A 10,967-nucleotide genomic window follows, 5' to 3' on the forward strand; every position below is an offset into this window, starting at 1 on the left:
AGCAGGTCCGTCCGAGCGCCGGGCGCTGCCCGCCCGGGCGCGGGAGGGTCACGCCCCGGGCAGGATCCCGCGCTCGATCGCGACCGTCACGGCGCGGGTGCGGTCGTCCACCCCGAGCTTGGCGAAGGCCCGCAGCAGGTGCGTCTTGACCGTGGCCTCGGTGATGAACAGCTCACGCCCCACGGCGGCGTTCGACAGCCCGCGGGCGACGCCCGCGAGGACCTGGCGCTCGCGGGGCGTGAGCCGGTCGCCGCTGTCGCCACGCACCTGCTGGACGAGCCGGCGTGCCACCGACGGCGACAGCGCGGACTCGCCACGTGCTGCGGCGCGCACCCCGGCCACGAGCTGCTCGCGCGGGGTGTCCTTGAGCAGGTAGCCCGTCGCGCCGGCCTCGACGGCCCGCAGGATGTCGGTGTCCGTCTCGTAGGTCGTCAGCACCAGTACGTGCACGCCGCCCGGCTCCGCGACGATCCGGGCGGTCGCCGCCGCCCCGTCCGTGCCCGGCATGCGCAGGTCCATGAGGACGAGGTCGGGGCGCAGCTCGCGGGCCAGGGCCACCGCGTGCTCGCCGTCGCCGGCCTCGCCGACGACCTCGAGGTCGGGCTCGAGGTCGAGCAGCGCCACGATCCCGGAGCGCACCACGGGGTGGTCGTCCACGACGACGACGCGGACGGTCATGACACCCGCCGACCGGCGGGGACGCGCAGGCGCACGCACGTCCCGTCGCCGGGGGCTCCCGTCACGTCCAGCGTGCCCCCCGCGGCGTCGGCGCGGGCCCGCATGCCGCGCAGCCCGGTGCCCTCGGGCGTGCCCGCCGGCAGCCCGCGCCCGTCGTCGACGACCTCGAGCACGACCTCGTCGTCCTCCTGCGCGAGCCGCAGCACGACGTGCGACGCGCCCGCGTGGCGCCGCACGTTGGCGAGCGACTCCTGCGCCGCGCGCAGCAGCACGACCTGGGCCTCCGACCCTGCCGCGTCGCCCGCGTCGTCGACGACGTCGACGTGCACGCCCGTCTCGGCACCGAACCGTGCGGCGAGCCGCACCAGGGCGTCCGCGAGCGTGCCGTCCTGCAGGTCGGGCGGGGCGAACGCGGCGACGAGCGCGCGGGCCTCGGCCAGGTTGTCCCGCGCGACGTCCTCGATGCGCGCGAGCCGGGTGCCGACCCGGTCGGTGTGGCCGCGGGCCAGCTCGACCGACGCGGTCTGGGCGAGCATGACGACCGACGTGAACCCCTGCGCGAGGGTGTCGTGGATCTCCGCCGCGAGCCGCTCGCGCTCCGCGAGGACCCCCGCCGCGTGGTGGGACGCGGCGAGCGCGTCCTGCGCGGCGCCCAGCTCGTCGAGCAGGTGGGCGCGTTCCTCGCTGCGCTCGGCGACCTGCGTGATCCACAGGCCGAGGACGACGGCGAACAGCAGCGCCGTGCCGAACTGGGCGGCGATCTCGGCGACCTGCGGGCCGGTCGCCTGCACGCGCAGCACCGCGGCCACCGTGATGCCCACGGTCAGCACGGACGACCACACGACCCCCGCGACGCGCGCGCGGGCGAAGAACCAGATCTGCGTGTACGCGAGGAACAGCAGGACCGAGCCGATGTCGCCGTTGGCGACCTGCCCGACCACGACGACGACCAGCACGACGAGGTACGCGTCGGCCAGCCGCCCGTCGCCGCGCCGCGCACCGCGCCGGCCGACCAGGACGTACGCGACCGAGAGCAGGGCCATCGTCGTCACCGGCACGACGGCGTCGGCGACCCCGTCCCCCTGCGCCAGCACCGCGACCAGGTAGACGGTCGCCATGCCGACGAACACGAGGTCGTACATCCGCAGCGTGCGCACCCAGAAGGCGTGGCGGTCCACGGTGCGGCGCTCGCGCTCCGGGTCGGACGCGGTGCTCATGGGCGCGACTCTGCCACGCCCCGGTGCGGCCGGTCGACGCCGCTCACCCGTCGTCCCGACGCCGCCAGCGGAAGGTCCGCACACCCACCACGAGCGCCGCGACGAACCAGGCCGCGAGCACCGCGGCCGTCGCGCCGTGCTGCCACGTGCCCGCCGGCTCCAGCGCCCGGGCCTCGTCGGGCAGGAACACCGAGCGCATCCCCTGCGCGACCCACTTCAGCGGGAAGACGGACGCCAGCTGCTGCATCCACGTCGGCAGCTCGTCGAACCGGAAGAAGACGCCGGACACGAACTGCAGGACCAGCACCACCGGGATCACCACAGGGCTCGCCGAACGCCCGGAGCGAGGGACCGAGGAGTACGCCACGCCGCACACCGCTCCGGCGGCGGTCCCGAGCGCGAAGACCCACGCGAACGTCCACCAGCGGCCCGCGTCCGTCGGCAGCGGCACGTCGAACACCACGGCCGCGACGACCAGCAGCAGCGCGGTCTGCACGCCGGCCGTCAGCAGCACCTGCCCGGTCTTGCCCAGGAAGTACGCGGTCGGGGGCAGGGGGGTCGACCGCAGGCGCTTGAGGGTGCCGTCGTCGCGCTCCGCCGCGATCGAGATCGCGAGGTTCTGGAAGCTCGAGAGCATGACGCCGGTGGCGACCATCCCGGGCAGGAAGTACTGGGGGAAGTACACCCCCGACCCGGGCAGCACCTCGGAGTCGGAGCCGAACGCGGCCGCGAAGATCGCCAGCATGAGGATGGGGTAGGCGAACACGAACACGACGGCGTCGCGCTCGCGGAAGAAGCCGACGACCTCGTAGGTCGTGCGGGACCAGGCGAGACGGGCCAGGCCCGGCAGGGCGGGTGCGGTCGGCCGCGCGCCGGGCGCCGTGCGGGGGTCGGTGGTGCCGGTCGTGGTGGTCACCGTGCCGCCTCCTCGTGCGCGTCCGTCCCCGTGCCGCCGATGAGCCCCAGGTAGACGTCCTCGAGCGTGGGGCGCAGGACCTGCAGGCCGGGGACCTCCCCGTCGGGCCGGCCGACCTGCGCGGCGAGTCGTGCGACGAGCGCGGTCGGGGTGTCCGTCGCCTCCTCGTGGCGCACCCCGTCGACGGTCCAGCGCACCCGTGCGCGTCGTGCCCCGCGCCCTCCCAGGTCCGCCGGGGCGCCCTCGGCGACGACGTGGCCGTGCGCCACGACCACGACGCGGTCCGCCAGGCGCTCGGCCTCCTCGAGGTAGTGCGTCGTCAGCAGGATCGTGGTGCCCTGCGCGCGGACCGACTCCACGAGGTCCCAGAAGTCGTGCCGCGCCTGCGGGTCGAACCCCGTGGTGGGCTCGTCGAGGAACAGCAGCTCGGGGTCGCCGACGACGCCGAGCGCGACGTCGAGCCGGCGGCGCTGCCCGCCGGAGAGCGCACGCGTGCGCGTGGACACCTTCTCCCGCAGGCCCACGGCGTCGATGACCTGGTCGGGGTCACGGGGGGCCGGGTAGAAGCCGGCCACGTGCCGCACGACCTCACCGACCGTCACCTCGGCGAGGTCGTGGTTGTCCTGCAGCACCACGCCCAGCCGGGACCGCCAGGCCCGGCCGGCGCGGGCGGGGTCCTCGCCGAGCACGCGCACGTGCCCGGAGTCGGCGCGCCGGAACCCCTCGAGGGTCTCGACCGTCGTGGTCTTGCCCGCGCCGTTGGGACCCAGCACGGCCACGATCTCGCCGTGCTCGACGCGCAGGTCCAGGCCGTCGACGGCGCGCTTGTCGCCGTACCTCTTGTGCAGCCCCTCGACCAGGACGGCCGGGGCTCTCGTCGTCGCCATGCCGACCAGCGTCGCGTGGTTGGGCGGCCGGCCGGGACGACCGCCCGGTCGTCCGCGGGGTCCACCGATCGGTGGACCCCGCGGCGGCGTCAGGAGGTCAGACGGCCTCGCCGAGGAGGGTCTGGATGCGGCTCACGCCCTCGACCAGGTCGTCGTCGCCGAGCGCGTACGACAGCCGCAGGTAGCCGCTGGGCCCGAAGGCCTCGCCGGGGACGACGGCCACCTCGACCTCGTCGAGGACGAGCGCGGCGAGCTCGGCCGACGTGGTGGGCGTGACGCCGCGGATCGTGCGGCCGAGCAGCCCCTCGACCGACGGGTAGGCGTAGAACGCACCCTGCGGCGCGGGGCAGCGCACGCCGTCGATCTCCTCGAGCATGCCGACCATGGTCCGGCGCCGGCGGTCGAACGCCGCGCGCATGGTCTCGACGGCGGACAGGTCGCCGGTGAGCGCGGCGACGGCCGCGCGCTGCGAGACGTTCGCGACGTTGGACGACAGGTGCGACTGCAGGTTCGTCGCGGCCTTGATGACGTCGGAGGGCCCGATCATCCAGCCCACGCGCCAGCCGGTCATCGCGTAGGTCTTCGCGACGCCGTTGAGCACGATCGTCGTGTCCGCGAGCTCGGGGACGACGCGCACGACGGGGGTGAACACCGCGTCGTCGTAGGTCAGGTGCTCGTAGATCTCGTCGGTGATGACCCAGATGCCGTGCTCGAGCGCCCAGCGGCCGATCTCCTCGGTCTGCTCGGGGGAGTAGACCGCGCCCGTCGGGTTGGACGGGGAGTTGAACAGCAGCGCCTTGGTCCGCGGCGTGCGTGCGGCCTCGAGCTGCTCGACCGTCACCAGGTAGCCCTGGTCGACACCCGCGAACACCTCGACCGGCGCGGCGCCCGTGAGCCGGATGGCCTCGGGGTAGGTCGTCCAGTAGGGCGCGGGCAGCAGCACCTCGTCGCCCGGGTCGAGGATCGCGGCGAACGCCTGGAACACGGCCTGCTTGCCGCCGTTGGTCACGAGCACGTCCGCGGGCCTGACCTCGTAGCCGGAGTCGCGCAGCGTCTTCGCGGCGATCGCCTCGCGCAGCACGGGCAGGCCGGCCGCGGGGGAGTAGCGGTGGTTGACCGGGTCCTGCGCCGCGCGCACGGCGGCCTCGACGACGTAGTCGGGCGTCGGGAAGTCGGGCTCGCCGGCACCGAAGCCGATCACCGGCCGGCCGGCCGCCTTGAGGGCCTTGGCCTTCGCGTCGACCGCGAGGGTCGCGGACTCCGCGATCGCGGCGACCCGGGCGGAGACCCGGGCGCGGGTGGACGTCGTCGTCGGTGCGCTGTGCTCGGTCACGCGGACATCCTCGCAGAGGGTCCCTGGGCCGACCCGCGGATATCAGGACGTGGAACGCGGGGTCCGGACGACGGGTTCGACCGTTCGGCCCGGGTCGCGTACAGTGATCCCCCGGCGGTTGACGTCCGCCATGATGAAGCACGCCTTGAGGCCGAGCCCGCGATGTCGGGCCAGGTCCGACGGTCGGGCGGGGTCGTGGTGGTGCTGGCCGTCGTAGGGCAGTGGCGCAATTGGTAGCGCAGCGGTCTCCAAAACCGCAGGTTGCAGGTTCGAGTCCTGTCTGCCCTGCGCACGCGGACCGGCTCGACCCCGAGACGTCTCGGGGTCCGGGCCGGCGTCGTGAGCAGGACCGCCGGTCGGTCCGGCGCGTCGCGTCGGCCAGTCCGTGCGTCCTCGACACGCGGCACCCACCCCGGGTGGCGCACCGATGACGAGACAGGGGCCAGACGTGAGCGATACCGCTGCCGCCGCGGCGTCCGACGCCGAGGGCTCGGCCGCCAGCAGGAGCGAGCGCGCGCCGCGTCGCGGCGAGGAGAAGAGCGGGCTGTTCGCTCGCATCGCGCTCTTCGTCCGCCAGGTCGTCGCCGAGCTCAAGAAGGTCGTCCGTCCCACCCGGCAGGAGCTCGTCACCTACACCGGTGTCGTGCTCGTCTTCGTCACGGTCGTCATGCTGTTCGTGACGCTGATCGACCTGGGCATCGGGCAGCTGACGTTCTGGGTCTTCGGGTGACGTCCGGCTGACGCCGACGCCTCACCCCACACGCGCGGGCCGAGCCGCGCACGCACCGGCGCGCGCCGGTCCACCACGGAGAAAGCAGGTTGCACGTGTCGCAGGAGTCGCAGGAGCCCACGCCGGGCGCCGAGGCCGAGCTCGCGGACGCCCTGGCGTCCGTCGAGGCCGTCGAGGCGAGCGCGGGTGACGAGGTCGACGACACGGACGCCACCGCAGGCGACGAGGTCGAGGCGACCGACGTGCCCGACGACGGGGCCACCGACGACGAGGCCACGGACGACGAGGTCGACGAGGCCACCACCGACGAGGCTGCCACCGACGAGGCCGACGAGATCGACCCCGACGAGGACCCCGTCGCGGCCTTCAAGGCGCAGCTGCGGCGCATGCCCGGCGACTGGTACGTCATCCACTCCTACGCGGGGTACGAGAACCGCGTGAAGGCGAACCTCGAGTCGCGCACGCAGAGCCTGAACATGGAGGACTACATCCACCAGGTGGAGGTCCCCATGGAGGAGGTCGTGGAGATCAAGAACGCGCAGCGCAAGGTCGTCAAGCGCGTGCGGATCCCCGGCTACGTCCTCGTCCGCATGGACCTCACCGACGAGTCGTGGGGTGCCGTGCGCCACACGCCCGGCGTCACCGGGTTCGTCGGCCACACGCACCAGCCGGTGCCGCTCACGCTCGACGAGGTCTTCTCGATGCTGGCACCCACGCTGGAGGCCAAGACCCCCGCGCAGCAGGCGGCCAAGGCGTCGAGCAAGCCCGTCGAGGTCGACTTCACCGTCGGCGAGTCGGTCACCGTCACCGACGGCGGCCCGTTCGACACGCTGCCCGCGACCATCTCCGAGATCAACGCCGAGAGCCAGAAGCTCAAGGTGCTCGTCTCGCTCTTCGGCCGGGAGACCCCGGTCGAGCTGTCCTTCAGCCAGGTCTCGAAGATCTGACCTGCTGATCCGCCCCGCGCACAGCGGGGTACTGCAACCGGGTCATCGCCCACGGCGTCGGCCCACGACACGAACGGAAGGCACCATGCCCCCCAAGAAGAAGGTCACCGGGCTGATCAAGCTCCAGATCAACGCCGGTGCCGCGACCCCCGCGCCGCCGATCGGCCCCGCGCTGGGTCAGCACGGCGTCAACATCATGGAGTTCTGCAAGGCGTACAACGCGGCCACCGAGGCCCAGCGTGGCAACGTCATCCCCGTCGAGATCACGGTGTACGAGGACCGCTCGTTCACCTTCATCACGAAGACGCCGCCGGCCGCCGAGCTGATCAAGAAGGCCGCGGGCATCGCCAAGGGGTCGCCGACGCCGCACACCGTCAAGGTGGGCTCGCTGACGACCGACCAGGTGCGCGAGATCGCGACGACCAAGCTCGAGGACCTCAACGCGAACGACCTGGCGGCGGCCGAGAAGATCATCGCCGGCACCGCCCGGTCGATGGGCATCAAGGTCGAGGGCTGAGTCCAGCCCCGCCAGCACCACCCCCGTCGGTGAGCGCGACCCGCGCTCACCGGCACGTGGCAGGGCCCGTGTGCGGCCCGGACGACCACGACTGCTGACACGAGGAGAACAAGCAGATGGCCAAGCACAGCAAGGCGTACCGCGCCGCCGTCGAGAAGATCGACCCGGAGCGGATCTACGCCCCCCTCGAGGCCGTGCGCCTCGCCAAGGAGACGTCGACCACCAAGTACGACGCGACCGTCGAGGTCGCGTTCCGCCTCGGTGTCGACCCCCGCAAGGCCGACCAGATGGTCCGTGGCACGGTCAACCTGCCCCACGGCACCGGCAAGACGGCCCGCGTCATCGTGTTCGCCAACGGCGAGCGCGCCGAGCAGGCCCGTGCGGCCGGCGCCGACGAGGTCGGCGGCGACGAGCTCATCGCCAAGGTCGCCGACGGCTGGACGGACTTCGACGCCGCCGTCGCCACCCCGGACCTCATGGGCAAGGTCGGCCGCCTGGGCAAGGTCCTGGGCCCGCGCGGTCTCATGCCGAACCCCAAGACCGGCACCGTGACGATGGACGTGGCCAAGGCCGTGTCCGACATCAAGGGCGGCAAGATCGAGTTCCGTGTCGACCGGCACGCGAACCTGCACTTCATCATCGGCAAGACGTCGTTCTCGGAGACGGCGCTCGTCGAGAACTACGCCGCCGCGCTGGACGAGATCCTGCGTCTGAAGCCGTCGGCGTCGAAGGGCCGCTACATCGCCAAGGCGACGCTGTCGACCACGAACGGCCCCGGCATCCCGCTGGACCAGAGCAAGACCCGCAACCTCACGGAGGAGGACGCGGCCTGACGGTCGCCCCTCCCGCGTGACGACGGCCCGGCACCCCGCGAGGGGCGCCGGGCCGTCGTGCGTCGCGTGCCGTCCGCGCCGCGGGCACGCGGACGGGGCCCGGTCCCCCCTGCGGACCGGGCCCCGCCGCACGCCGCGCGTGCGGCGTCAGCCCCTCACCAGGGCAGCCAGGCGGTCACGCACGTGCCGTCCGCGCTCCGGCAGACCAGGCGCACGGGTCCCTCGGGGCGGGCGTGGAGGCGGAAGTACCCCACCTCGTCGGTGTCGACGCCGGTGACGTCGCCGTCCGGCTGCCGCAGCTCGACGCGCCCGGGGCGTGCCGGGATGAGCTGCCCCTCGACCGCGCCGTCGGTGACCTCCACCTCGACACCCACGCCGTCGCCCTCGAACACCAGGGTCCGCGACGGCTGACCGCTGCGGTCCCGGACGCCCGCGAGCGCGCCGGCGGTGCGCGAGTCGTGGACCAGCGCGAGCAGGAGCAGGTCCGTGTCCAGCTCGTCGCGCAGCGCGAGCATCCCGCGGTGCGCGTGGAAGGCCGTCGACGCCGCGGCCGTCACCCGTCGCGCCACGTCGGCCTCCGCGGTGGCGCGGGCGAGGTCCGACGCGAGGGCGTCGTCGTCGTCCCACGCGTCCGCCGGGCGCGGCTGCGGCAGGCTCACGTCATCCGAGTGCCAGCACATCGCGGCCTCCTTCGCCGAGCACGGCGCCGGACGGCACCGCGAGGTAGGTACGGATCGCCTCCGTCCGACGCAGCCGGGCCAGCCCCCGCTGCCGGGTGGGGCCGATCGACCCCACCGGGATCCCGAGGCGTGCGGAGACCTCCTGGTAGCTCGGCGGAGGGTCCGTCGAGAGCAGGAGGAGCAGCTCGCGCTGGTGCGCGGGCAGCTCCTCGAGCGCCGCGCGCAACGCCGCGTGGCGCTCGCTGCGCAGCAGCTCCCCGTCCAGCTCGGTGTCGTCCTGCGCGTCGAGGCGGCCGGTGGTGGGGTCCACCGGGATCGACCGACGCGACAGGTGGGTCATGCGGATGCACTCGTGCCGGGTGGCCGTGGAGATCCACCCCGGCAGCGCCTCCGGCTCCCGCAGGTCGCCCAGGTGCTCGAGCAGGTTGAGCCAGACGGTCTGCGCGACGTCCTCGGCCTGCTGCGGCGTGAGCCGGAACTGCCGCACGCGCGCCATCACGAGGTTGGTGTGACGTCGCACGATCTCCGACCACGAGCCCTCGTCGCCGGTCAGCGCGCCCGCCACCAGCTGCGTGGTGGTGCGGCGGTCGTACGGTCTGCCCAGCTGTTCCCGGCTGCTCACGGCACGACTCCTTCGCCTGTCGGGTGCGCCCCGGAGCCCATCATGGCGCTCCGCGAGGCAGGTGCCCAGCACGTCAGGCCCCGGGCAGGATCTGCAGGGCCTTGCCGTAGCCCGCCACGGGCTTGCCGGCGGCGAGCAGCGCGTCCACCGCCTGCGGGCCGGTGACCCCGAGCTCGGTCATGGTGCGGGCGATCGCGCCCGACACCTGCGGCGCGGCGAAGGACGTGCCGACCCAGGACGCGAACGCGTTGGCGCCGAACGTCCGGCCCTCCCCGAAGGCCGGGTTCTGGGTGCCGGGGACGTAGGTGGAGACGACGTCCTCGCCGACGGTCGAGATGTCCACCCACGGCCCGTGGCTCGACCAGGTCGTGGGCTTCAGGTCCGCCGTGAGGCCGCCGACCGCGACGACCCGGCCGAACGCGGCGGGCCACGTCGGCCCCGTGTCGCCGTAGTTGCCGGCCGACGCGACGAGGACGGTCGTGCTGCCGCGCTCGTCCTCGATGTCGCGGATCACGTCGAGCGCGGCACCCAGCGGGATCGACGCCTCGTCGAACAGGGTCTGCGTCCCCAGCGAGAGGTTGACGACGTGCGCGCCGTCGCGGACCGCGCGGACGAGCGCGCACGCGACGTCGAGCTCGCACCCCGCCCCGCCGGAGCCGACGGCCTTGTACACGCGGATCTGCGCGCCGGGAGCGACGCGCGCGACGATGCCGGCGACGAACGTGCCGTGCCCCGCGTACACGTCGAGCCAGCCGTCGGCGGGGTCGGCGTCCAGCGGGTCGACGTTCGACTCGTCGCCGTGCGTGGCGGGGTCGTCGGCCGTGACCCGCGGGACGTCCGCGAGCCAGCCGTCGGTCCGCTGCTCGGGGGTGATGCCGGTGTCGACGACGGCGACGACGACGCCCTCGCCGTACCGCGGCCCCGCGCTCGCGTACTCGGGGAACGTGGCCACCTGCGGGGCGAACTCCCCGGTGTAGGGCTTCATGATCGGTCGTCCGCCGAGCGGCGTGACGTACGACATCGAGACCACGTGCCCGCGCTCCCGCCACGCCTCGACCAGGTCTCCCAGGCCCGTCGAGCCGGCGCCGTCCGTGCGGCGCAGGCGCACCACACGGCCCTCGAGCTCGGGGTGGTCCAGGGGCACCTCCGCCAGCCCTGCGGCCTGCGCCTCGGTGCGGATCTCCTCCCAGGTGCCCGGGGTCGCCAGGAGCTCGCCCGAGATCGGGAACACCTCGGCACCGTGATCGTTCGTCTCGACCTCCAGCTCGGGGGCGCCGCGTCGTGCCCACCCGGACCGGAGCCGGTCGACGACGGCCGCGCGGCGCCGCGCCACCGCCTCGTCGGGGTCGTCGGGGGACAGCGCCGCGCGCAGCCCGCGCAGGTACGGCGAGCCGGGCCCCGCGGGCCGCACCATCGCGGCCGCGGCCGGGCCGGTGCCGCGGCGGCGGCCCACCAGCCGGGCCCCGTACTCGTCGTCGTCGAACGGCCGCCCTGCGGGTCTGCGCGCGAATCGTGCCACGGGGTGCTCCTCCTCGGTGTCCGGTACCGTCCTGCCGCTGTGCAGAGGGGGGCGGTGCACCGCCTGATACGTCCGGCGCCCTAAAATC

The 10,967-nt window shown here is 73.9% G+C and carries 12 protein-coding genes and 1 tRNA gene; 5 read left to right on the forward strand and 8 right to left on the reverse strand.

Features of this window, described 5'->3' with window-relative positions:
• Positions 1–48 precede the first annotated feature (48 nt).
• From Cph01nite_RS03600 to Cph01nite_RS03620, 5 genes are all read right to left on the reverse strand, one after another.
• Positions 49–678: a response regulator gene (locus Cph01nite_RS03600; RefSeq protein ID WP_203671214.1), complete on the reverse strand. Its 630-nt coding sequence runs from the start codon at positions 676–678 to the stop codon at positions 49–51.
• The gene (locus Cph01nite_RS03605; RefSeq protein WP_203671215.1) at positions 675–1,895 is read right to left on the reverse strand and encodes a sensor histidine kinase; all 1,221 of its coding nucleotides are present in this window, start codon (positions 1,893–1,895) and stop codon (positions 675–677) included. Before Cph01nite_RS03605 ends, Cph01nite_RS03600 begins: the two co-directional genes overlap by 4 nt.
• A gap of 43 nt (positions 1,896–1,938) precedes the next feature.
• Positions 1,939–2,811 carry an ABC transporter permease gene (locus Cph01nite_RS03610; protein ID WP_203671216.1) on the reverse strand — a complete coding sequence of 291 codons (873 nt, stop codon included), beginning with the start codon at positions 2,809–2,811 and terminating at the stop codon, positions 1,939–1,941.
• Complete coding sequence (locus Cph01nite_RS03615; protein ID WP_203671217.1) at positions 2,808–3,698, reverse strand: ABC transporter ATP-binding protein; 891 nt, start codon at positions 3,696–3,698, stop codon at positions 2,808–2,810. The genes Cph01nite_RS03610 and Cph01nite_RS03615 overlap by 4 nt, the downstream gene beginning before the upstream one ends.
• Before the next feature lie 97 nt (positions 3,699–3,795).
• A complete protein-coding gene (locus Cph01nite_RS03620) occupies positions 3,796–5,031 on the reverse strand; it encodes a pyridoxal phosphate-dependent aminotransferase (RefSeq protein WP_203671218.1) in 1,236 nt (411 codons plus the stop codon).
• A 215-nt stretch (positions 5,032–5,246) separates the two neighbouring features.
• Between Cph01nite_RS03620 and Cph01nite_RS03625 the strand changes: the two genes are divergently transcribed.
• The 5 genes from Cph01nite_RS03625 (at position 5,247) to rplA (ending at position 8,058) form a co-directional block, all read left to right on the forward strand.
• A tRNA-Trp gene (locus Cph01nite_RS03625) sits at positions 5,247–5,319 on the forward strand.
• 160 nt (positions 5,320–5,479) lie between these two features.
• Positions 5,480–5,761, forward strand: coding sequence for a preprotein translocase subunit SecE (gene secE / locus Cph01nite_RS03630; protein WP_203671219.1), 282 nt, complete (start codon positions 5,480–5,482; stop codon positions 5,759–5,761).
• Positions 5,762–5,856: 95 nt separating this feature from the next.
• Positions 5,857–6,708 (forward strand): transcription termination/antitermination protein NusG, encoded by an 852-nt coding sequence (gene nusG / locus Cph01nite_RS03635; RefSeq protein WP_203671220.1) that lies wholly within the window; start codon positions 5,857–5,859, stop codon positions 6,706–6,708.
• Between the two features lie 85 nt (positions 6,709–6,793).
• Positions 6,794–7,225, forward strand: coding sequence for a 50S ribosomal protein L11 (rplK, locus tag Cph01nite_RS03640; protein ID WP_203671222.1), 432 nt, complete (start codon positions 6,794–6,796; stop codon positions 7,223–7,225).
• A gap of 116 nt (positions 7,226–7,341) precedes the next feature.
• Positions 7,342–8,058, forward strand: a complete 717-nt coding sequence (rplA, locus tag Cph01nite_RS03645; RefSeq protein ID WP_203671224.1) for a 50S ribosomal protein L1 — start codon at positions 7,342–7,344, stop codon at positions 8,056–8,058.
• A 155-nt stretch (positions 8,059–8,213) separates the two neighbouring features.
• Here rplA and Cph01nite_RS03650 read toward each other — a convergent pair whose 3' ends face one another.
• From Cph01nite_RS03650 to Cph01nite_RS03660, 3 genes are all read right to left on the reverse strand, one after another.
• The gene (locus tag Cph01nite_RS03650) at positions 8,214–8,717 is read right to left on the reverse strand and encodes a hypothetical protein (RefSeq protein WP_239069006.1); all 504 of its coding nucleotides are present in this window, start codon (positions 8,715–8,717) and stop codon (positions 8,214–8,216) included.
• A 1-nt stretch (position 8,718) separates the two neighbouring features.
• Entirely contained in the window at positions 8,719–9,360 is a 642-nt protein-coding gene (locus Cph01nite_RS03655; protein WP_203671228.1) for an RNA polymerase sigma factor, read from the reverse strand.
• Positions 9,361–9,433: 73 nt separating this feature from the next.
• Complete coding sequence (locus tag Cph01nite_RS03660; protein ID WP_203671229.1) at positions 9,434–10,879, reverse strand: S8 family peptidase; 1,446 nt, start codon at positions 10,877–10,879, stop codon at positions 9,434–9,436.
• Positions 10,880–10,967 lie beyond the last annotated feature (88 nt).

The sequence above is a fragment of the Cellulomonas phragmiteti genome, assembly GCF_016862775.1.
Lineage (GTDB): Bacteria > Actinomycetota > Actinomycetes > Actinomycetales > Cellulomonadaceae > Cellulomonas > Cellulomonas phragmiteti.

What these genes read in the sequence shown, in the direction of transcription:
- Cph01nite_RS03600 (WP_203671214.1), bottom strand. Translation starts at nt 678, where the DNA reads ATGACCGTCCGCGTCGTCGTCGTGGACGACCACCCCGTGGTGCGCTCC.
- rplK (WP_203671222.1), top strand. Translation starts at nt 6,794, where the DNA reads ATGCCCCCCAAGAAGAAGGTCACCGGGCTGATCAAGCTCCAGATCAAC.
- rplA (WP_203671224.1), top strand. Translation starts at nt 7,342, where the DNA reads ATGGCCAAGCACAGCAAGGCGTACCGCGCCGCCGTCGAGAAGATCGAC.
- Cph01nite_RS03605 (WP_203671215.1), bottom strand. Translation starts at nt 1,895, where the DNA reads ATGAGCACCGCGTCCGACCCGGAGCGCGAGCGCCGCACCGTGGACCGC.
- Cph01nite_RS03615 (WP_203671217.1), bottom strand. Translation starts at nt 3,698, where the DNA reads ATGGCGACGACGAGAGCCCCGGCCGTCCTGGTCGAGGGGCTGCACAAG.